Annotated in this window: 19 protein-coding genes; 15 read left to right on the forward strand and 4 right to left on the reverse strand. The window is 62.6% G+C overall.

Annotated elements, in window-relative coordinates:
* Window positions 1-21 precede the first annotated feature (21 nt).
* Both B5D38_RS18205 and kdsA read left to right on the forward strand, forming a co-directional pair.
* Window positions 22-1,650, forward strand: a complete 1,629-nt coding sequence (locus B5D38_RS18205; protein WP_078709868.1) for a CTP synthase — start codon at window positions 22-24, stop codon at window positions 1,648-1,650.
* A 102-nt stretch (window positions 1,651-1,752) separates the two neighbouring features.
* The gene (gene kdsA, locus B5D38_RS18210) at window positions 1,753-2,589 is read left to right on the forward strand and encodes a 3-deoxy-8-phosphooctulonate synthase (RefSeq protein ID WP_078709869.1); all 837 of its coding nucleotides are present in this window, start codon (window positions 1,753-1,755) and stop codon (window positions 2,587-2,589) included.
* A 183-nt stretch (window positions 2,590-2,772) separates the two neighbouring features.
* Here the strand turns inward: kdsA and B5D38_RS18215 are convergent, their stop codons facing one another.
* Complete coding sequence (locus B5D38_RS18215) at window positions 2,773-3,000, reverse strand: hypothetical protein (protein WP_078709870.1); 228 nt, start codon at window positions 2,998-3,000, stop codon at window positions 2,773-2,775.
* A gap of 432 nt (window positions 3,001-3,432) precedes the next feature.
* Between B5D38_RS18215 and eno the strand changes: the two genes are divergently transcribed.
* On the forward strand, window positions 3,433-4,710 hold the full coding sequence (gene eno, locus B5D38_RS18220; RefSeq protein ID WP_078709871.1) for a phosphopyruvate hydratase: 1,278 nt from the start codon (window positions 3,433-3,435) through the stop codon (window positions 4,708-4,710).
* A gap of 33 nt (window positions 4,711-4,743) precedes the next feature.
* Here the strand turns inward: eno and B5D38_RS18225 are convergent, their stop codons facing one another.
* Complete coding sequence (locus B5D38_RS18225; protein ID WP_078709872.1) at window positions 4,744-5,697, reverse strand: formate/nitrite transporter family protein; 954 nt, start codon at window positions 5,695-5,697, stop codon at window positions 4,744-4,746.
* A 194-nt stretch (window positions 5,698-5,891) separates the two neighbouring features.
* On the opposite strand from B5D38_RS18225, the gene B5D38_RS18230 reads away from it, so the two are divergent.
* The 9 genes from B5D38_RS18230 (at window position 5,892) to B5D38_RS18270 (ending at window position 14,554) form a co-directional block, all read left to right on the forward strand.
* Entirely contained in the window at window positions 5,892-6,200 is a 309-nt protein-coding gene (locus B5D38_RS18230; protein WP_078709905.1) for an FtsB family cell division protein, read from the forward strand.
* Between the two features lie 162 nt (window positions 6,201-6,362).
* Window positions 6,363-7,457 carry a pyruvate dehydrogenase (acetyl-transferring) E1 component subunit alpha gene (gene pdhA, locus B5D38_RS18235; RefSeq protein WP_078709873.1) on the forward strand — a complete coding sequence of 365 codons (1,095 nt, stop codon included), beginning with the start codon at window positions 6,363-6,365 and terminating at the stop codon, window positions 7,455-7,457.
* 12 nt (window positions 7,458-7,469) lie between these two features.
* Complete coding sequence (locus B5D38_RS18240; RefSeq protein ID WP_078709874.1) at window positions 7,470-8,891, forward strand: pyruvate dehydrogenase complex E1 component subunit beta; 1,422 nt, start codon at window positions 7,470-7,472, stop codon at window positions 8,889-8,891.
* Between the two features lie 232 nt (window positions 8,892-9,123).
* Window positions 9,124-10,521: a pyruvate dehydrogenase complex dihydrolipoamide acetyltransferase gene (locus tag B5D38_RS18245; protein WP_078709875.1), complete on the forward strand. Its 1,398-nt coding sequence runs from the start codon at window positions 9,124-9,126 to the stop codon at window positions 10,519-10,521.
* Window positions 10,522-10,527: 6 nt separating this feature from the next.
* Window positions 10,528-11,163 carry an SGNH/GDSL hydrolase family protein gene (locus B5D38_RS18250; RefSeq protein ID WP_078709876.1) on the forward strand — a complete coding sequence of 212 codons (636 nt, stop codon included), beginning with the start codon at window positions 10,528-10,530 and terminating at the stop codon, window positions 11,161-11,163.
* 51 nt (window positions 11,164-11,214) lie between these two features.
* On the forward strand, window positions 11,215-12,669 hold the full coding sequence (lpdA, locus tag B5D38_RS18255) for a dihydrolipoyl dehydrogenase (RefSeq protein WP_078709877.1): 1,455 nt from the start codon (window positions 11,215-11,217) through the stop codon (window positions 12,667-12,669).
* Between the two features lie 119 nt (window positions 12,670-12,788).
* Entirely contained in the window at window positions 12,789-13,046 is a 258-nt protein-coding gene (locus B5D38_RS18260; protein WP_078709878.1) for a GlsB/YeaQ/YmgE family stress response membrane protein, read from the forward strand.
* A gap of 35 nt (window positions 13,047-13,081) precedes the next feature.
* Entirely contained in the window at window positions 13,082-14,062 is a 981-nt protein-coding gene (gene lipA, locus B5D38_RS18265; protein ID WP_078709879.1) for a lipoyl synthase, read from the forward strand.
* A 3-nt stretch (window positions 14,063-14,065) separates the two neighbouring features.
* The gene (locus tag B5D38_RS18270; RefSeq protein WP_078709880.1) at window positions 14,066-14,554 is read left to right on the forward strand and encodes a type II toxin-antitoxin system RatA family toxin; all 489 of its coding nucleotides are present in this window, start codon (window positions 14,066-14,068) and stop codon (window positions 14,552-14,554) included.
* Here B5D38_RS18270 and B5D38_RS18275 read toward each other — a convergent pair.
* Both B5D38_RS18275 and B5D38_RS18280 read right to left on the reverse strand, forming a co-directional pair.
* Window positions 14,506-15,057 carry a CinA family protein gene (locus B5D38_RS18275; RefSeq protein ID WP_078709881.1) on the reverse strand — a complete coding sequence of 184 codons (552 nt, stop codon included), beginning with the start codon at window positions 15,055-15,057 and terminating at the stop codon, window positions 14,506-14,508. The two genes, B5D38_RS18270 and B5D38_RS18275, sit on opposite strands and share 49 nt — an antisense overlap.
* Window positions 15,054-16,235, reverse strand: coding sequence for a bifunctional 2-C-methyl-D-erythritol 4-phosphate cytidylyltransferase/2-C-methyl-D-erythritol 2,4-cyclodiphosphate synthase (locus B5D38_RS18280; protein WP_078709906.1), 1,182 nt, complete (start codon window positions 16,233-16,235; stop codon window positions 15,054-15,056). Before B5D38_RS18280 ends, B5D38_RS18275 begins: the two co-directional genes overlap by 4 nt.
* A gap of 116 nt (window positions 16,236-16,351) precedes the next feature.
* Between B5D38_RS18280 and dusB the strand changes: the two genes are divergently transcribed.
* The 3 genes from dusB to ntrC are packed head-to-tail and all read left to right on the forward strand — an operon-like array spanning window position 16,352 to window position 20,063.
* Window positions 16,352-17,458: a tRNA dihydrouridine synthase DusB gene (gene dusB, locus B5D38_RS18285; RefSeq protein WP_245319358.1), complete on the forward strand. Its 1,107-nt coding sequence runs from the start codon at window positions 16,352-16,354 to the stop codon at window positions 17,456-17,458.
* On the forward strand, window positions 17,455-18,615 hold the full coding sequence (locus B5D38_RS18290) for a two-component system sensor histidine kinase NtrB (RefSeq protein ID WP_078709882.1): 1,161 nt from the start codon (window positions 17,455-17,457) through the stop codon (window positions 18,613-18,615). Before dusB ends, B5D38_RS18290 begins: the two co-directional genes overlap by 4 nt.
* Window positions 18,615-20,063, forward strand: a complete 1,449-nt coding sequence (ntrC, locus tag B5D38_RS18295) for a nitrogen regulation protein NR(I) (RefSeq protein WP_078709883.1) — start codon at window positions 18,615-18,617, stop codon at window positions 20,061-20,063. Before B5D38_RS18290 ends, ntrC begins: the two co-directional genes overlap by 1 nt.
* The last annotated feature ends 4 nt before the right edge of the window (window positions 20,064-20,067 follow it).

The raw sequence follows: 20,067 nt of genomic DNA on the forward strand, positions 1-20,067 counted from the left end.
AAGCAGTTATCGGGAAGCTCCATGGCGCGATATATCTTCATCACCGGCGGCGTGGTTTCCTCGCTAGGAAAAGGCATTGCATCGGCGGCCCTTGGGGCCCTGCTCGAATCGCGGGGCTACCGCGTTCGACTGCGAAAGCTCGATCCGTATCTCAATGTCGATCCGGGCACGATGAGCCCGATGCAGCACGGCGAGGTGTTCGTCACTGACGACGGCGCGGAAACTGATCTCGATCTCGGTCACTACGAGCGCTTCACGGGCCGTCCGGCGAACCGGATGGACAACATCACAACCGGCCGCATCTACAAGGACATCATCGCTCGCGAGCGTCGCGGCGATTATCTCGGCGCAACGATCCAGGTGATTCCGCACGTCACCGACGCGATCAAGGCCTTCATCCTCGACGGAAACGAGGACTACGACTTCGTTCTTTGCGAGATCGGCGGCACGGTGGGCGATATCGAGGCGCTGCCGTTCTTCGAGGCGATCCGCCAGCTCGGCAACGATCTGCCCCGCAATGGAGCAATCTACATTCACCTCACGCTGATGCCGTATATTCCGACGGCGGGCGAGTTGAAGACCAAGCCGACGCAGCATTCGGTGCGCGAACTGCGCGCCATCGGCATCCAGCCCGACATTTTGATGGTCCGGGCCGACCGCAATGTGCCGGCTGAAGAACGGCGCAAGCTCTCGCAGTTCTGCAACGTGCGACCCTCAGCCGTCATTCAGGCGTTGGATGTGGCGACGATCTACGATGTTCCGATCGCCTACCACAACCAGGGTCTCGACGACGAAGTTCTCGCCGCTTTCGGCATTGATCCGGCTCCCAAGCCGAACCTCAAGCGGTGGACGAGCGTTGTCGACGGCATCCGCAATCCCGAGGGCGAGGTCACGATTGCGATCGTCGGCAAGTACACGGGGTTGAAGGACGCCTACAAATCGCTGATCGAGGCGCTTCAGCACGGCGGCATCGCCAACCGGGTGAAGGTGAAGCTCGACTGGATCGAATCGGAGATTTTCGAGCAGGAAGACCCGGCGCCGTATCTGGAGCGGGTGAACGGCATTCTCGTTCCCGGCGGATTCGGCGAGCGCGGCTCCGAGGGCAAGATGCTCGCCGCGCGTTTCGCTCGCCAGCACAAGGTTCCCTATTTCGGCATCTGCTTTGGAATGCAGATGGCGGTGATCGAGGCTGCGCGGGCGCTCGCCGGCATCGAAAAGGCCAGCTCGACGGAGTTCGGCCCAACCGACGAGCCGGTGGTCGGGCTGATGACCGAATGGATGAAGGGCAACGAGCTCGAGCAGCGCGCCGCCGAGGGCGATCTTGGCGGGACCATGCGTCTCGGCGCCTATGACGCGGTCCTGAAGGAAGGCTCGAAGATCGCGAAAATCTACGGCGGAACCCGGATTTCGGAGCGGCACCGCCACCGCTACGAGGTCAACCGCTCCTACCGTGAAAAGCTGGAGGAGAAGGGCATGGTGTTCGCCGGCATGTCGCCCGATGGCCTTCTGCCCGAAACCGTAGAGTTCGCCGATCATCCCTGGTTTATCGGCGTGCAGTACCATCCCGAGTTGAAATCTCGGCCCTTCGCTCCGCACCCTCTGTTCGCGTCCTTCATCGAGGCGGCCGTCGAACAGTCGCGCTTGGTCTAGGGTGACGCGGCGAAGTGAAGGGCTCCGCGGCTAAATGTCGCGGGGTCGTGGTCGGGCGTCATCGCTTGCGACAACCGGACAATGGCAGGAGAGGAATCCGCGATGAGTGCAGTCAACACCTCGGTCTCAGCCGGCTCGGTGACCTTCGCCAACGATGCGCCCTTCGCGCTGATCGCTGGCCCCTGCCAGATGGAGAGCCGCGAGCACGCGATGATGATCGCGGAGAAGATGGTTTCGATCACACGCGAGCTTGGGATCGGCTATGTCTTCAAGGCGAGCTTCGACAAGGCGAATCGGACCAGCCTCAAGGGGCAGCGCGGCATTGGCCTAGAGGGGGCTTTGCCGGTGTTCGAAGAGATCAAGGCGAAGTTCGGCATTCCGGTTCTGACGGACGTTCACACCGAAGAGCAGTGCGAGGCTGTCGGCAAGATCTGCGACGTTTTGCAGATACCGGCATTTCTCTGCCGGCAGACCGATCTGCTCATTGCAGCGGCGAAGACGGGCCGCGTCGTCAACGTCAAGAAGGGGCAGTTCCTGGCGCCCTGGGACATGAAGAATGTTCTCGCGAAGGTCACCGAGAGCGGCAACGGCAACGTTCTTCTCACCGAGCGTGGTGCCTCCTTCGGCTATAATACCCTTGTCTCTGATATGCGGGCCTTGCCGATCATGGCGGAAACGGGCGCGCCGGTGATCTTCGACGCGACCCATTCCGTGCAACAGCCAGGCGGGCAGGGCGGCTCTTCCGGTGGCGAGAGGCGCTTCGTGGAGACTCTTGCGAAAGCGGCTGTCGCGGTCGGGGTTGCGGGCGTGTTTATCGAGACACACGAAAATCCCGATGCCGCCCCTTCCGACGGCCCGAACATGGTGCCGCTCGACCAAATGCCGGCACTTCTCGAGCGTCTGGTTGCCCTCGATAGACTCATCAAGTCCTGGCGCTGAGGCCGCCGGAAAGCCGGAAAGCCGCTTGAACGTTCGGCGGTGTCTACGAACCGCAAGGGACGCCCGGCCGAGGTCTAGCTCTGCGTCATTATGACGCCCCCATCAAATAAAAAGGCCCGCGAGGCGGGCGTTGAAGCTGCGGAGCAGTTGCTCCGCAGCCCGCATCTGCTCAGGCAAAAAACGTCATACGAGCCCGGCGCGCCGAAGCTCTTCCGCCGCCGCCGACGTCGACTGGTCGCTCGCCGCGAAACGCCGCTCGAAATCCGCCACCTTGTCGTCATCGACGAGATGAGCCGAACGCCACAGCATCTTGCGACGGCCGCGACCGCCGGTGATACGACCGATCACCGTGCCATCGACACGCACAACGTCTTCGACTCCGCGCCGTTCGAATTCAATATTCTTCGACATCGGTGAACCTCCCTTGCCGGACAATCCGGCTGCTTATCGATCCATTACCGTTAAAACGGCGTTGCACTGTTCAGGGTTGCAGACACATCCAAACATTCAGCCCTTCAGGCTTTTCAGCCGCCGACGCGCATCTGCAACCAAGCGCTGCCGAGCTCATGACCCAATGCGAATGTATGGACAGCAACACGTTGAAGTTGTCAATAAGAGTATATGCTAGGTTGACGGGCGTTCGCTCCATACAGGCGAGGGGCAGCGATTCGGACTTCGGCATGGGGACTTTTTCGCCCCGCGGAATTCGTATAACTGCCCTCGGCCCCCTCGCATCGACCTGCGGTCTTTTCACGCGGGATCTAAGCAGGCTGTGCCGGCTTCCCTCCGGCCTCCGGAGGTTCTAGAAGGCGCTCTAATCGATATAGAAGGAGCAAGACGCGCATGACGGCCATTATCGATATCACCGGACGTGAAATCCTCGACAGCCGCGGCAACCCCACGGTCGAGGTCGACGTGGTCCTTGAGGACGGCTCGCAAGGGCGTGCCGCTGTCCCTTCGGGCGCTTCGACGGGCGTGCATGAGGCACACGAGCTGCGCGATGGCGACAAGCGTTATTCGGGTAAGGGCGTGACGAAGGCCGTCGAGGCCGTCAACAGCGAGATCGCCGAGGCGCTAATCGGCGTGGAAGCCGAGAATCAGCTCAAGATCGACCGTATGATGATCGATCTCGACGGCACGAAGAACAAAGGCCGTCTTGGCGCCAACGCCATCCTGGGCGTCTCGCTCGCCGTGGCGAAGGCCGCGGCCGACGCTGCCGCGCTTCCTCTGTACCGCTATGTGGGCGGCGCTGCCGCGCATGTCCTGCCGGTCCCGATGATGAATATCATCAACGGCGGCGTCCATGCCGACAACCCGATCGACTTCCAGGAATTCATGATCATGCCCGTCGGCGCGCCGACCTTCGCGGAAGGTCTGCGGATGGGCGCTGAGGTGTTCGCTTCGCTCAAGAAGATGCTGAAGGACGCCGGCCACAACACGAACGTCGGTGACGAAGGCGGCTTCGCGCCGGGTCTCGCTTCGGCGCGTGAAGGCCTCGACTTCATCATGAAGTCGATCGAGAAGGCCGGCTACAAGCCCGGAGACGACGTCTACATCGCGCTCGACTGCGCCTCGTCCGAGTTCTTCAAGGACGGCGTCTATGATCTCGCCGGCGAGGGCCGCAAGCTTTCCTCGGCTGAGGAGGCCGACTATCTCGCCGAACTCATCTCCAGCTACCCGATCATCTCGATCGAGGACGGCATGGCCGAGGATGACTGGGAAGGCTGGGCGACGCTCACCGCCAAGATCGGCAACCGCTGCCAGCTCGTCGGCGACGACCTGTTCGTGACCAACTCCGAGCGCCTTCGTCAGGGCATCGAGAAGCACATCGCCAACTCACTGCTGGTGAAGGTCAACCAGATCGGCTCGCTGTCCGAGACGCTCGACGCCGTCGAGGTTGCGCACCGTGCCGGCTACACGGCTGTCATGTCGCACCGCTCGGGCGAAACCGAGGATTCGACGATCGCCGATCTCGCGGTTGCGACCAACTGCGGCCAGATCAAGACGGGCTCGCTGTCGCGCTCGGATCGACTGGCCAAGTACAACCAGCTTCTTCGCATCGAGGAAGAACTAGGCGACGCGGCGGTCTACGCCGGCCGGAGCATCCTTAAGCGCCGCTGATCGACCAGCGATCCTGGCCCTTAATTCAGGACATCACCCTTCGGAACGGCGGCCCTCGGCCGCCGTTTCTTCTATCTCACGCTTGACCTGAGCGTAGGAGATCAAAGCGAACAGCGCCGAGCCTCCGATGGCGTTCCCGGCAAGACAGGGGAGGTAGAAGCCTAGGATGATCGATCGAAGCGATTGCTCTCCGGCCACGACCAGCGCCACAGCTTCGACGGACCCAGCCACGATGTGGGAGAGGCCGAGCAACGCGATCAAGTAGGTCATGAGAACAATGATCGAAATCGGGCTGCCCTCGGATGAAGGCAGAAGCCATCCGATGGTCGCCATCAGCCACCCCGCCGCCATCGCCCTCAGAAGTATCGTGACCCAGGAATGGGCCATCGCCTCTCGTGACAGTTCGAGCGCTGCCTGAGTGACCTCCGGACGGTGCATCACGTCAAGCGCGATGCCCGCACCAAACACAATCGTGCCGACAAGATTGGCGGCAAGGACGATCGTCCATAGCCGCATGACCGCCCAGACGCCTCGAAGAGACGGGTTTGCCAGGACGGGCAGGACGGCTGTGAGGGTGATTTCTGTAAAGAGCTGCTGGCGACCGAGAATGACGATCAAAAAGCCGACGGAATAGCCCCAATTGGCGATCAGCGGTGCCCAAGTCGAGTCGGGCAGGGCGCTGCGAAGCGTGGCCTCCGTCAGAATGGAGAAGCCGATCGACAATCCGGCGGTCAGCCCCGACCACCACAGGCTTGTCACCGGCCGCGCCAGCTCTTGTACGCCTTCTTCCCTGACGATCTCATAGATGGCCAGGGGGCGAAGCTTCAGCTTTTCGTCGATCCGGCCGAGTTCCTCATCGGAAAGTACCGCGAGTTCTCTCTCATCAGCCGATTTTGAACCGCCCACTTCTTTGGACGTCGAGGAGGGGGCGCTCGATCCAGATCGAATCGCCGCGGTCTCCTCGGAGACATCCCGTTTCTGGCCCATGTGTCGATCCGGCATTTCCACGAGATGGGAATGCGGTCCGGTCCGGCAAGGCCCCGTTAACCGTCTTTCCTTCATGATGGCTACGGATACGCCGTGGAGCCGCGAGCGGGTCCGGCGTCTTCCGCATGTCTGCGGGTGAGGTCATCGCGATTGCGACAGCGGCAAAGACGCCGGCATACTTTCAGGATAGCCTCATGTGGACGAAGCAGAAGAAGCACGGCGTTGCAGGTCGTCTGATCGTACCCGCCATCACCGCGAGCTTTCTAGCCTATTTCGCGATGCATGCCCAAAGCGGCCAATACGGGCTCGAGTCGAAGCACGAGTTGCTGCGACGGCTCGCGGACCGGACCGCCGAGGCGCAGAAGGTTCATGCCCAGCGCGTGCGTCTGGAGACCAAGGTCCAGTTGCTTCACGACGGGACGCTCGACCGGGACATGATCGACGAGCAGGCGCGGCGGGCCCTGAATTACGCTGCCCCGGACGAGATCATCATCATGCGCTGATCGGTCGCATTGATTAACTCAACGTGAGTTAAAATATCCGTTCCAGACTATATTAACTCACATCCAGTTATAATAGATTCCAGCCCTTGCGTGCTTCATTCCGAACCCTATAGTTACGCCGGCCCCTGAAGAGCGGGCGGACTTTTTCGGATCGGAGGCGACATGGCCGCGGGCAAGCAGAAAAAGGCCGATACGGCATCGCCGGTAAACAGCGATGCCGGTACGGCGCAAATCGTCGAAACGCTGCAGCACTACGAGGCTCCTCCGCCCGCAACGTTTTCGAAGGACGACGACTTCAAGGCCTATCGAGACATGCTGCTCATCCGGCGCTTCGAGGAGAAGGCCGGTCAGCTTTATGGCATGGGCTTCATCGGCGGCTTCTGTCACCTCTATATTGGCCAGGAGGCCGTGGTGACGGGTATGCAGCTGGCCTTGAAGGAAGGCGATCAGGTCATCACCGGCTACCGCGATCACGGCCACATGCTCGCCACGGGCATGGAGGCGCGCGGCGTCATGGCCGAGCTCACCGGCCGCCGCTCTGGCTACTCCAAGGGCAAGGGCGGCTCGATGCACATGTTTTCCAAGGAGAAGAACTTCTACGGCGGCCACGGCATCGTTGGCGCGCAGGTCTCCCTTGGAACAGGCCTCGCCTTCGCCAATCGCTATCGCGGCAACGATAATCTCTCCGTCACCTATTTCGGTGACGGTGCCGCGAACCAGGGCCAAGTTTACGAGAGCTTCAACATGGCCTCGCTGTGGAAGCTCCCGGTCATCTACGTGATCGAGAACAATCGCTATGCCATGGGCACGTCAGTGAACCGCGCGTCGGCCGAGACGAACTTCGCCCATCGTGGCATCTCCTTCAAGATTCCCGGCATCCAGGTCGACGGCATGGATGTGCGCGCCGTCAAGGCAGCGGCCGATCTGGCTGCCGGTCATTGCCGTGAGGGCAAGGGGCCGATCATCCTGGAGATGATGACGTACCGGTATCGTGGTCACTCGATGTCCGACCCGGCTAAGTATAGGACGCGCGACGAGGTGCAGCAGATGCGCTCCGAGCGTGACCCGATCGAACAGGTTCGGCGCCGGCTCATGGAGGAGCATGGTTTCGCCGAGGACGAACTCAAGGCTGTCGACAAGGAAGTGCGCGACGTCGTGCAGGACTCGGCCGATTTCGCCCAGAACGACGCCGAGCCGGACGTTTCCGAGCTTTGGACCGATATCTACGCCGACGACGTTCCGCAGGCGGCCGAGTAAAGAGAACGCACCATGGCGACAGAAATTTTGATGCCGGCTCTCTCTCCCACGATGGAAGAGGGCACGTTGTCCAAGTGGATCAAACAGGAAGGCGACAGTGTCGCGCCGGGCGACGTGATCGCGGAGATCGAGACCGACAAGGCGACCATGGAGGTCGAGGCGGTCGATGAAGGAACGCTTGGCAAGATCCTCGTTCCTGCCGGAACCGAGGGCGTTAAGGTGAACGCACCCATCGCGGTTCTGCTCGCCGAGGGCGAGGATGAGAGCGCGCTCGAGTCCGCCGGCGCACAGCCGAAGAAAGCTGAATCCCGCGCCGAAGATCAGGCCGGTGAAAAGGCGACTTCGGAAAAGGTGGCGGGCGACGCGAAGGTGCCGACCCAAGGCATGAAGCATCCCGAGCCGAAGGATCCCGTCGGCGCTTTCGAGCAGGAAATTCCCGAAGGCACGGAAATGGTTTCGATGACGGTGCGAGAAGCACTGCGCGAAGCCATGGCCGAGGAGATGCGACGGGACGAAAACGTCTTCCTCATGGGCGAGGAAGTTGCCGAGTATCAGGGCGCCTACAAGATCAGCCAGGGTCTCCTCGATGAGTTCGGTGCCCGGCGCGTGGTGGACACGCCGATCACGGAGCATGGTTTTGCCGGCCTCGGCGTCGGCGCGGCGTTTGCCGGACTTCGGCCGATCGTCGAGTTCATGACCTTCAACTTCGCCATGCAGGCGATCGACCAGATCATCAATTCTGCGGCGAAGACCCTCTACATGGCTGGCGGCCAGATGGGGTGCCCGATCGTCTTCCGTGGTCCCAATGGCGCGGCGGCGCGTGTGGCCGCTCAGCATAGCCAGGACTACGCGGCCTGGTACAGCCACGTGCCCGGCCTGAAGGTGGTTCAGCCGTTTACAGCGGCGGATGCCAAGGGGCTTCTCAAGTCGGCCATTCGCGATCCGAACCCCGTCATCTTCCTTGAAAACGAGATCCTTTACGGTCACTCGTTCGATGTGCCGAAGCTGGACGATTGGACAGTGCCGATCGGTAAGGCGCGAATCCATCGAAAGGGTAAGGACGTGACCATCGTCTCCTTTGGCATGGGCATGACCTATGCTGTGAAGGCGGCGGAAGAGCTCGAGAAAGAGGGGATCGACGCAGAGGTCATCGATCTTCGCACCATCCGCCCGATGGATCTCGACACCGTCATCGCCTCGGTCAAGAAGACCAACCGCTGCGTCACCGTCGAGGAAGGTTTCCCGCAGAGCTCGGTCGGCGCGCATATCGCTTCCGAGATCATGATGCATGCCTTCGACTGGCTCGACGCGCCGGTGATCAAGGTGGCCGGCAAGGACGTTCCGATGCCCTATGCGGCGAACCTCGAGAAGCTGGCACTTCCCTCGGTGAAGGAAGTGATCGACGCGGTCAAAGCTGTCACCTATCGAGGCTGATCGTGGCCCAGGGCAGGGATGGCAATTCAAGAGCCACACCCGCGGCCTGGTTCCAGGCCGGTGACCGTGCAGGCTCCACGCTTCTCGCTGCTCCTGCCGCAGAAGGCGGTGTCGACTTCACGTCGGCGCCGCCGTTACACATTCAATCCCTTTCGCTCCCTGCTCCGGCCGCTTGGTGCGCCGGGCATTGCGGGCGCTGACCCGACCCGCTAGCCGTTCGCGGAGACATTCGATGCCGATCAACGTCACCATGCCAGCCCTCTCTCCGACCATGGAGGAAGGCAATTTGTCCAAGTGGCATGTCAAGGAGGGCGACAGCGTTTCGCCAGGAGACGTCATCGCCGAGATCGAAACCGACAAGGCGTCGATGGAAGTCGAGGCAGTCGACGAGGGAACAGTCGCCAAGATCGTCGTTCCCGAGGGCACAGAAGGCGTCAAGGTGAACGCTCTCATCGCCATTCTCGCGGCCGAGGGCGAAAGCGTCGAGGATGCGGCGTCAGGCGGCGGAGCATCGTCCCAGCCGTCGGGCGAGGGAGCAGTCGCGCCAAACCCCGCGGCGGACAACGCATCTGTCGGAAGCACGGAAGACGCGAAAGACGCTTCGAAAAGGGCGGGCGAACGTGCGCCCGAAGCTTCGACCCCGGCCAAGGGCGCGGAAGGCGAACGTGTCTTTGCCTCGCCTTTGGCGCGCCGGCTCGCGAAAGAGCAGGGCGTCGATCTTTCCGCGCTGAAGGGCTCCGGGCCGCGCGGTCGCGTGGTCAAGGCCGACATCGAGGAAGCCGCCAAGACGGGCGCGGGCAAGAAGCCGGCGGCAGCCGCTGGCGACCAGGCCAAGGCGTCTCCTTCGGCAGCCCCGTCTGCTGCGCCGATGGCGAAGGCTTCGAGCGATGAATCCATTCTCAAGCTCTTCCCGGAAGGGTCGTACGAAAAAATCCCTCACGACGGCATGCGCAAAACCATCGCGCGCCGCCTCGTGGAATCCAAGCAGACCGTCCCGCATTTCTATCTGACGCTCGATTGCGAGATCGACGCGCTGTTGGCCTTGCGCAAGCAGCTCAACGATGCGTCGCCGAAGGTGAAGAACGAGCACGGCGAGAAGCCCGCTTACAAGATTTCCGTCAACGACATGGTGATCAAGGCCATGGCGATGGCCCTGAAGGCTGTGCCGAACGCCAACGTATCGTGGACCGACGCGGCGATGCTGAAGCACAAGAACGCCGATGTCGGCGTTGCCGTCTCGATCGAGGGCGGGCTGATCACGCCCGTCATCCGCAAGGCGGACGAAAAGTCGCTCTCGGCCATCTCCAACGAGATGAAGGACTTGGCCGCGCGAGCGAGGGCCCGCAAGCTCAAGCCCGAGGAGTATCAGGGCGGCACGACAGCGGTCTCCAATCTCGGCATGTTCGGCATCAAGGATTTCTCGGCCGTGATCAATCCGCCGCACGCGACGATCCTGGCGGTCGGCGCGGGCGAACAGCGGGCTGTGGTCAAGAGCGGCGCGCTGGCGATCGCCACCGTGATGAGCGCAACGCTGTCGACTGATCATCGGGCAGTTGATGGCGCGCTGGGTGCCGAGCTTCTTTCGGCCTTCAAGCAGTACATCGAGAACCCCATGTCGATGCTGGTCTGACCGGCGATGAAGACGATCCTCTGCTACGGCGACTCGCTCACATGGGGATATGACGCCGAAGGACTGCGTCATCCGTTCGACGTCCGCTGGCCGAACCGGCTGGCGGCGGGACTCGGCGAGGGCTTCCGCGTCATCGCGGAAGGGCTCAACGGGCGAACGACCATGTTCGACGATCACAGCGTCATGGAGGATCGCAACGGGGCGCGGACGCTGCCGGTCTTTCTTGGGTCGCATCAGCCTCTCGATCTGGTCGTGATCATGCTCGGCACCAACGACTTCAAGCGCTTCGCCGGCGGCGGATATGCTTCCTCTTCGAGGCAGGGCATGGCCCGGCTGGTCGAGATCGTGAAGACCTACCCGTTTTGGACCGAGTTTGGGCGGCCGGAGACGCTGGTGATCGCACCGCCGGCGCTGACGGAGACGTCGGATCCCAAGTGCAGGGAGATGCTGGGCCATGCCATCGATGAATCGCGACGGCTCGCCCAATTGTACCGGGAGGTGGCCGAGGAGGCCGGGTGCCATTTCTTCGACGCGGGCAATGTCTGCGCGACGACGGCGGTGGACGGCATTCATCTCGACACGGAAAACACATGCCGGCTGGGCGATGCGCTCGTGCCGGTGGTTCGGCACATTCTTCATTGACGGCTTCGCCGCTTGCTACGTGTGAGCGGGCTGAGGCAAGGCAGGAACATCATGGCTGACACTTACGACATCCTGGTCATCGGCGGCGGTCCCGGCGGCTACGTCGCGGCAATCCGCGCGGCCCAGCTCGGCTTCAAGACGGCAGTCGTTGAGCGCGAGCATCTCGGCGGCATCTGCCTCAACTGGGGATGCATCCCGACCAAGGCGCTGCTGCGTTCGGCCGAGATCTTCCACTACGCGGAGAACGCCCAGAACTACGGCCTCGTGATCGACAAGCCCAAGGCCGACGTGGGCGATGTGGTGAAGCGCTCTCGCGGCGTCTCGGCTCAGCTGAACGGCGGCGTCGCCTATCTCATGAAGAAGAACAAGATCGATGTGATCTGGGGCGAAGCGAAGATCACCAAGGCCGGGAAGGGCGGCCCGGTCGAGGTTTTGGTGGGCAAGCCGTCGAAGCCCGCCGTCCAGCCGCAGAATCCGGTTCCCAAGGGCGTCCTCGGCGAGGGCTCCTATAAGGCCAAGCACGTCATTGTCGCGACCGGCGCGCGCCCGCGCGTCCTGCCCGGCATCGAGCCGGACGGCGATCGCATCTGGACCTATTTCGAGGCGATGAAACCGTCTGCGATGCCGAAGTCGCTGATCGTTATGGGCTCGGGCGCGATCGGCATAGAGTTTGCTTCCTTCTATCGCACCATGGGCGCGGAAGTGACTGTCATCGAGCTGCTGCCGCAGATCCTGCCGGTCGAGGATGCGGAAATCGCCGCGCTGGCCCGCAAGCGCTTCGAGAAGCAGGGCATCAAGATTCTGACCGACGCCAAGGTCGCCAAGGTCGAAAAGACGGGCGACGGCCTCGCCGTCACCGTCGAGGCCAAGGGCGGCAAGACCGAAACGCTGAAGGCCGAGCGTCTGATTTCCGCTGTCGGTGTGCAGGCGAACTCGGAGAATCTCGGCCTTGAGGCACTCGGCGTGACGATCGAGCGCGGCATCATCAAGGCGGATGGGTTCGGCCAAACGAACGTTGAGGGCATCTATGCCATCGGTGACGTCGCGGGGCCGCCCATGCTGGCTCACAAGGCCGAGCACGAGGGCACGATCTGCGTCGAGGCGATCAAGGGGTTGCATCCGCACCCGATGAAGAAGACGCAGATTCCCGGCTGTACCTACTGCCAGCCGCAGATCGCCTCCGTCGGCCTCACGGAAGCCAAGGCCAAGGATAGTGGGCGCAAGATCAAGGTCGGGCGTTTCCCCTTCACCGCCAATGGCAAGGCCATCGCGTTGGGCGAACCCGACGGTCTGGTCAAGACGATCTTCGATGCGGACACGGGCGAGCTTCTCGGGGCTCATATGGTCGGCGCGGAAGTGACCGAGCTTATTCAGGGCTTCGTCGTGGCCATGGGCCTGGAGACGACCGAGGAAGATCTGATGCACACCGTTTTCCCGCATCCGACGCTCTCGGAGATGATGCACGAGAGCGTTCTGGACGCCTTCGGTCGTGTCATCCACACCTGACCGGAATAGGCGCACGGAAGCGGGGCGGAACGTCGGATTTTATCCGCCGAATCGCCTTGCTTTCGCAAACGAGCGTCCAACCTAATTGCTCATGCGTTCCCAGTAGTCAGGAGAGTTGAATGGGTTGGTTGGGTGCTATCATCGTGGGCGGCTTGGCAGGCTGGCTCGCGGAGAAGTTCATGAAGAGCGACATGGGCGTCTTCATGAACATCATCTTGGGGATCATCGGAGCGATCGTTCTTAACGCGATCTTGGCGGCTTTCGACGTAGTCGGTTATGAGAGCACGTGGTCTTGGGCCTATCTGATCGTCGGCTTCATCGGCGCGTGCCTGCTGATCGCGGTGTTCCGCATGTTCCGGGGCCGCAGCGTGCGGTGATTGCATCCCCTTCGGGAGAGACGTAAACGCAAGTCATGGTGACCGTACTCGATCAACGCGGCGCCGGGGGCGTAAAGCTCCGGCCCCGCCACCCGGAAAAAGCCCATCGGCCGGATAACGAATCGCTGGCGAAGCCAGCCTGGATCAGGGTGAAGGCACCCGGGTCACAGGGCTACGCCGCAACACGCGATATCGTGCGGTCCAACCGCCTGGTTACGGTCTGCGAGGAAGCTGGCTGTCCCAATATCGGTGGTTGTTGGGAGAAGAAGCACGCTTCGTTCATGATCATGGGCGGGGTGTGTACCCGCGCCTGTGCGTTCTGCAATGTCGCGACGGGCAGGCCCGATGCTCTCGATCCGCAAGAGCCGGAGAACGTCGGCAAGGCGGTCGCCGCCATGGGACTTTCCCATGTAGTCATCACCTCGGTCGATCGTGACGATCTGACCGATGGCGGCGCCTCGCACTTCGCCGCGACAATCAAGGCCATCCGAGCCGCCGCCCCAGCAACGACGATCGAGGTTCTCACACCGGATTTCCTGCGCAAGCCAGGCGCGCTCGAGATCGTCGTCGCGGCCAAGCCGGACGTCTTCAATCACAACCTGGAAACCGTGCCGTCCAACTATCTGACGGTGCGGCCCGGCGCCCGCTACTTCCACTCCATCCGGCTGCTGCAGCGGGTCAAGGAGCTTGACCCCACGATGTTCACGAAGTCTGGAATTATGGTCGGGCTCGGCGAGGAGCGTAACGAGGTCCTCCAGCTCATGGACGACCTGCGCACCGCGGATGTCGATTTCCTTACTATCGGACAGTATCTCCAGCCGACGAAAAAGCACCATCCGGTAAAGCGTTATGTGACACCGGAGGAGTTCAAGTCGTTCGAGACGATCGGGCTGACCAAGGGCTTCTTAGTCGTTGCGTCGAGCCCCTTCACCCGCTCCTCACACCACGCGGGCGAGGATTTCGAGCGATTGAAGGCAGCGCGTCGCGCCCGCCAGGCACAGATCGCGGCGGACTGAACGATGTCGCACAAGTTCGAAACGACGCGTCGCGTTCCTCATTCCGCCGGCCAGATGTTTGATCTGGTCGCCGACATGAAGAGCTATCCGGAGTTCGTTCCTCTCTGTTCGGACATTAAGGTCCATTCGGTTCGCGAGCGCAACGGCAAGACGCTGTGCATCTCGGACATGACGGTTGCCTACAAGATGATCCGCGAAACGCTGACAACGCAGGTTCTTCTGAAACCGGACGAGCATCGAATCGAAGTGTCCTATCTGGAAGGCCCGTTTCGGTTTCTGGAGAACACGTGGACTTTCACTCCCGTCGATGAAGGATCGTGCGATGTCCACTTCTTCATCGAGTACGAGTTCAAAAACCGCGCCCTCGGCATGCTGATGGGCTCGATGTTCGACTATGCCTTCCGCAGGTTCTCGACAGCTTTCGAGCAGCGCGCCGACAAGATCTACGGGCGCGATGAGGGCGGCGTACCTTCGGCCTCTCCGGTGGCGTGAGATAGCCGCCACAGGCACTCGTCGAGCAGCATGAACGCGGTCGCGACACAGGCGCGACGGATCTCGTCGCGGTTGCCCTCGCTGAACTGCATCTTGCGATGGATGACGCCCAGGCGATCGGCGCAGGCGAAGTGGACGAGCCCCACGGGCTTCTCCGCCGAGCCACCGTCGGGACCGGCAATGCCCGTCACTGCGATCGTGACATCGGCCGTGGAGCGGCGCAGGGCGCCTTCGGCCATCTGCCTTGCAACTGCTTCGGAAACCGCGCCGTGCTTTTCGAGCGTCGTCGGCTCGACGCCGAGCATCTCGATCTTCGCACGGTTGGAATAGGTGACGAAGCCCCGATCGAAGACTGCGGAGGAGCCCGGTATGTCTGTGATGCTCGCCGCTATCATGCCGCCGGTGCAGGATTCGGCCGTGGCTATGGAGAGCTTCGCATCGGCAAAGCTCGCGACCAGCGTTTCGGCGGCTGGGCGCAGTTTGTCTTGGACGGGCGGAATCATCGACCTTCTCCATAAACGACGCTGGCGGTGGCGATCGCCGCAATGCCTTCGCGGCGACCGATAAAGCCGATCTTCTCGTTGGTCGTTGCCTTCACCGAAACCCGCTCAAGATCCAGGCCGGTCATGGCCGCGATGGCGCTGCGCATTGCCTCGCGATGGGTCGCAATCTTCGGCGCCTCGCAGATCAGGGTGATGTCGGCGTTGCCGATGCGCCCGCCCTTTTCTCGTACGATCCGCACCGCATGTTCGACGAAAATGTGCGACGCAGCGCCCTTCCACTTTGGATCGCTCGGCGGGAAATGGTCGCCGATGTCGCCGGCGCCGCAGGTGGCCAGTAGAGAATCGGTGAGGGCGTGAAGGCCGACATCGGCATCGGAGTGGCCGGATAGCGCCTGGGTGTGAGGGATCACCACGCCGCACAGCGTGACATGGTCTCCCGGCACCAGGGCATGGACGTCATAGCCGTTACCGGTCCGCACATCGATCATCACGTCTGCCTTTTTCAGCTTCTGGTCAGCGATAGCGATGTCTTGCGCCGTCGTCAGCTTGACGTTGGCCGCGCTGCCCTCGACCAAAACCACCGGAATCTCGGCCCATTCGGCGATCGCCGCGTCGTCCGTGAAATGATCGAACCCCGCGGCCGCGTCATGGGCATCTGCGATCATGCGATAAGGAAAGCCCTGCGGCGTCTGGGCCGCAAAAAGCCCGGCGCGGTCGAGAGTCTCGCCAACCAGCCCATCCCGCTCGCGCTTGATGGTGTCGGAAACGGGAAGGGCAGGCAAAGCCCCAGCGCCGGGATGCGTGGCGAGAGTGCCGAGAACTCGCGCGATCAGCGCTTCGTCCACGAAAGGGCGCGCGCCATCATGGATGAGCACGAAGTCCGGTGCCGCGTCGCGAAGCGAGGAGAGCCCGGCGCGCACCGAGGCTTGGCGGGAAGCGCCGCCGCGCACGATCCGCACTCGATCGGCGAACGCCTCCGCAGCCCGCGTGAAATCCTCCTCGCCTGCGTCATTGATGACGACAGACACGGTGTCGATATCCTGGTGGCCGACGAAGGCGGCCAGCGCGTACCAAATTACCGCGTGATCGCCAATTCGTTGATATTGCTTGGCCAGGCCGCCGGTCTGGCGGGCCCTTTCGCCCTTGCCGGCGGCAACGATCACCGCGGCTGCTTTCACTGTTCCGGCCACTTTCGCCAGGACCTCCGAAAAAAGATGCCGAAATCCACCATATCCTTTGCCCCGCGACAATGGATTGCTTGAATTTTGAGCAGCCACAGATAGATTGGGCGCGCATGACCATGATTTCTACACACGCCAAATCTGCTCAGGTTTTGAGCGCCGACCCGCCACCTCTCCCTGGGGAAGGCGCCCGCTCGCCTCTCTATATCGGTCGCCTGGAGCTGGGCAACCGATGCTTTCTCGCGCCGCTGTCGGGGATCACGGACGTGCCCTTTCGTCGCCTCGCGCGCCGCCTCGGCGCGGGCCTTGTCGTCAGCGAGATGGTGGCGAGCGGCGAGTTCGCGCGCGGCGATCAGGAGAGCGCCATGCGCGCCATGCGCGACGGCGCAGGCCTTCATGTCGTGCAATTGGCCGGCCGCGATCCCGGGTGGATGAAGGCGGCGGCAGAGCAACTGGTCGGCCTTGGCGTCGATATCATCGACATCAACCTCGGCTGCCCGGCCAAGAAGGTCGTCGGCGGCTTGTCGGGGGCCGCATTGATGCGCGAGCCCGATCTGGCGCTGCGCCTGATCGAGGCCGTGGTCGAGGGAGCCGGAGCCGTTCCGGTTACGGTCAAGATGCGGCTCGGCTGGTCGAGCGATTCCATCAACGCCCCGGATATTGCGAGCCGCGCCGAGGCAGCGGGTGCGCGGATGGTGACGGTGCATGGCCGCACGCGCGACCAGTTTTACGAAGGGCGCGCCGATTGGCGGGCGATCGCCGCGGTGAAGCGCGCTGTCGGGATTCCCGTGGTGGCGAACGGCGATCTCGTCCATCCCGAAGATGAAGCCGCGATGCGGCAGGCGAGCGGAGCCGACGCCGTGATGGTGGGGCGCGGCGCTGTCGGCCGGCCCTGGTTTCCGGGGCTTACGACCGGCGCTATTCGCATGGCTGACCTGACGAGGATCAAGCTTGCGGACCTTGTGCGCGACCATTACGAAAACATGCTGGCCCATTACAGCTCGCAGATCGGCGTTCGGCAAGCGCGCAAGCACCTTGCCGCCTATTGCGATCGAGCATCGCTCTGCGGACAGGGCGATCTCGGGGCGCCGCGGACGACGATGCTGACGGCGTCCCAGCCGGAACAGGTTTTCCAGGCAATTGAGCAAGCATTCGGCGACTTGACCGCGGCCGAAACCGAATCGGCGGTTCAGTGCGGCGTGCCAAGAAAGGCGGCATGATCTTGACCGAGAATTCCGGCGTCTCCCTCCCTGCGACTGTTTCCCTGGCAGCGATCCTTAATGCCCTGCCGCATCCGGTGATGATGATCGACGGCGAGGGTGAATTCGTCTTCGTGAATTCCGACGCCGAGCAGTTCTTCTCCGCCGGGGCTCCCTATCTGCTCGGCAGAAGGCTTGCCGACTTCGTGCCTGCCGACAGTCCGCTGTTCGCGCTGATCGATCAGTCGCGCCGCGATCGGTCCCGGATGAGCGAGTATCGGGTCGACATTTCCTCCCCACGGCTCGGCACCGAAAGGGTCGTCGACCTCTACGTCTCCAGCGTTCCAGATGACCCGAGCTGTGTCGTCGTGATGATCCAGCTTCGCTCGATCGCAGACAAGATGGATCGCCAGCTCACGCACCGTTCCGCCATCCGCAGCGTCACTGGGCTCGCGGGAATGCTGGCGCATGAAATCCGCAATCCGCTTTCGGGTATCAAAGGAGCCGCGCAGCTTCTCGAGCATGCGGCAAGCGCCGAGGATCGCGCGCTGACCCGACTGATCCAGGAGGAGAGCGAGCGCATTGGCAAGCTCGTCGATCGCATGGAGGTGTTCTCCGACCAGCGCCCGATAGAGCGATCGGCCGTCAATATCCATTCTGTCCTCGAGCACGTGAAGATGCTGGCCAAGAGCGGGTTTGCCCGCGAACTGAGGATCAGCGAGGCCTACGACCCCTCGCTGCCGCCCGTCTTCGCGAACCGCGACCAACTCGTGCAGGTGTTCCTCAACCTTCTCAAGAATGCGAGCGATGCGCTTGCCGGTCGCGAGGACGGAGAAATACGCCTCTCCACCGCATTCCGACCGGGCGTGCGTGTTTCCGTGCCAGGAACGAAGACGCGGGTGAGCCTGCCCTTGGAATTCACCGTCGAGGATAACGGCCCGGGCGTGCCAGAAGATATCCGCGAGAACATCTTCGACCCGTTCGTGACCACGAAACCGACGGGTTCGGGACTCGGCCTTGCGCTCGTGGCCAAGATCATCGGCGACCATGGCGGCGTCATCGAATGCGATTCCCAGCCGGGGCGAACGGCTTTTCGCGTTCTCATGCCGGCGTGGCAAGAAGGCGAGGGCGGAACAGGATTCTCGCCTGCCAGGACCAATCGTAGGAGGAATGGCTGATGGCCTCGGCGCAGATACTCGTCGCCGACGATGACGCGGCGATCCGCACCGTGATCTCGCAGGCGCTGATGCGCGCCGGCTATGAGGTGCGGGCCACGTCGAACATCGCGACGCTTTGGCGCTGGATAGCGGCCGGCGAAGGCGATCTCGTCATTACCGACGTGCTGATGCCCGACGGCAACGTCTTCGACATGCTGCCGCGGATCAAGAACACGCGGTCCGACATGCCGGTCGTGGTCATGAGTGCGCAGAACACGTTCATGACGGCGATCCGCGCCTCGGAGAGCGGCGCCTACGATTACATTCCAAAGCCGTTCGACCTGTCGGAGCTCGTCGCCATCATCGGTCGCGCGCTGGCCGAGCCGAAAGCGGGGCAGCGCCCCGCTGGCCTCGACGAAGCGCAGGACAACATGCCGCTGGTCGGCCGTTCCCCGGCCATGCAGGACATCTATCGGGCGCTCGCCCGCATGATGCAGACCGACCTGACGGTGACGATCACCGGCGAGTCCGGCACTGGAAAAGAGCTGGTGGCGCGTGCGTTGCACGATTATGGCCGTCGCCGCAAAGGGCCATTCGTCGCCATCAACATGGCCGCGATCCCGCGCGATCTCATCGAGTCCGAGCTCTTCGGCCATGAGAAGGGCGCCTTCACCGGCGCACAGAACCGCGCCAGCGGCCGTTTCGAGCAGGCCGATGGCGGCACGCTCTTCCTCGACGAGATCGGCGACATGCCGATGGAGGCGCAAACCCGGCTTCTCAGGGTGCTGCAGCAGGGCGAATACACTGCCGTCGGCGGACGCACGCCGATCGCCACCGACGTTCGCATCGTGGCTGCGACCAACAAGGATCTGCGCCAGCTCATCGCCCGTGGTCTCTTCCGCGAGGATCTGTTCTACCGGCTCAATGTCGTGCCGCTACGCCTGCCCCCCTTGCGCGAGCGCATCGAAGACATTCCCGATCTCGCGCGTCACTTCTTCGCGCAGGTTCAAAAGGACGGACTCCCCCGCAAGACCCTGAGCCAGGGTGCTCTCGACGTCATGCGGCGCTATAGCTGGCCGGGCAACGTGCGCGAGCTGGAAAATCTCATCCGCCGTCTTTCGGCTCTCTATCCGCAGGAAGAGATCACGGCGGAGCTGGTGGAGCATGAACTCGCTTCCGACTATACCAAATCCCTCGACCCCGAGCAGAGCGGCGCCAAGGGCATCGACCTCGGCACGGCGGTCGAGCGCTATCTTTCCGAGTATTTTGCATCTTTCGGCGACGCGCTACCGCCGCCGGGGCTTCACAGCCGGATCTTGCGCGAGGTGGAATATCCCCTGATTGCGGCCGCTCTTGCCGCGACCCGTGGTAACCAAGTGAAGGCGGCGGATCTGCTCGGCGTCAATCGCAACACGTTGAGGAAGAAGATCCGCGATCTGGACGTGTCGGTCGTTCGGTCCAGTCGCTGAAAAA

Source organism: Consotaella salsifontis (assembly GCF_900167365.1).
GTDB lineage: Bacteria > Pseudomonadota > Alphaproteobacteria > Rhizobiales > Rhizobiaceae > Consotaella > Consotaella salsifontis.

What these genes read in the sequence shown, in the direction of transcription:
- B5D38_RS18215 (WP_078709870.1), bottom strand. Translation starts at nt 3,000, where the DNA reads ATGTCGAAGAATATTGAATTCGAACGGCGCGGAGTCGAAGACGTTGTG.
- pdhA (WP_078709873.1), top strand. Translation starts at nt 6,363, where the DNA reads ATGGCCGCGGGCAAGCAGAAAAAGGCCGATACGGCATCGCCGGTAAAC.
- B5D38_RS18270 (WP_078709880.1), top strand. Translation starts at nt 14,066, where the DNA reads ATGTCGCACAAGTTCGAAACGACGCGTCGCGTTCCTCATTCCGCCGGC.
- B5D38_RS18245 (WP_078709875.1), top strand. Translation starts at nt 9,124, where the DNA reads ATGCCGATCAACGTCACCATGCCAGCCCTCTCTCCGACCATGGAGGAA.
- B5D38_RS18260 (WP_078709878.1), top strand. Translation starts at nt 12,789, where the DNA reads ATGGGTTGGTTGGGTGCTATCATCGTGGGCGGCTTGGCAGGCTGGCTC.
- lipA (WP_078709879.1), top strand. Translation starts at nt 13,082, where the DNA reads ATGGTGACCGTACTCGATCAACGCGGCGCCGGGGGCGTAAAGCTCCGG.
- B5D38_RS18225 (WP_078709872.1), bottom strand. Translation starts at nt 5,697, where the DNA reads ATGGGCCAGAAACGGGATGTCTCCGAGGAGACCGCGGCGATTCGATCT.
- B5D38_RS18230 (WP_078709905.1), top strand. Translation starts at nt 5,892, where the DNA reads ATGTGGACGAAGCAGAAGAAGCACGGCGTTGCAGGTCGTCTGATCGTA.
- ntrC (WP_078709883.1), top strand. Translation starts at nt 18,615, where the DNA reads ATGGCCTCGGCGCAGATACTCGTCGCCGACGATGACGCGGCGATCCGC.
- eno (WP_078709871.1), top strand. Translation starts at nt 3,433, where the DNA reads ATGACGGCCATTATCGATATCACCGGACGTGAAATCCTCGACAGCCGC.
- B5D38_RS18290 (WP_078709882.1), top strand. Translation starts at nt 17,455, where the DNA reads ATGATCTTGACCGAGAATTCCGGCGTCTCCCTCCCTGCGACTGTTTCC.
- lpdA (WP_078709877.1), top strand. Translation starts at nt 11,215, where the DNA reads ATGGCTGACACTTACGACATCCTGGTCATCGGCGGCGGTCCCGGCGGC.
- B5D38_RS18205 (WP_078709868.1), top strand. Translation starts at nt 22, where the DNA reads ATGGCGCGATATATCTTCATCACCGGCGGCGTGGTTTCCTCGCTAGGA.
- B5D38_RS18250 (WP_078709876.1), top strand. Translation starts at nt 10,528, where the DNA reads ATGAAGACGATCCTCTGCTACGGCGACTCGCTCACATGGGGATATGAC.
- dusB (WP_245319358.1), top strand. Translation starts at nt 16,352, where the DNA reads ATGACCATGATTTCTACACACGCCAAATCTGCTCAGGTTTTGAGCGCC.
- B5D38_RS18275 (WP_078709881.1), bottom strand. Translation starts at nt 15,057, where the DNA reads ATGATTCCGCCCGTCCAAGACAAACTGCGCCCAGCCGCCGAAACGCTG.
- B5D38_RS18240 (WP_078709874.1), top strand. Translation starts at nt 7,470, where the DNA reads ATGGCGACAGAAATTTTGATGCCGGCTCTCTCTCCCACGATGGAAGAG.
- kdsA (WP_078709869.1), top strand. Translation starts at nt 1,753, where the DNA reads ATGAGTGCAGTCAACACCTCGGTCTCAGCCGGCTCGGTGACCTTCGCC.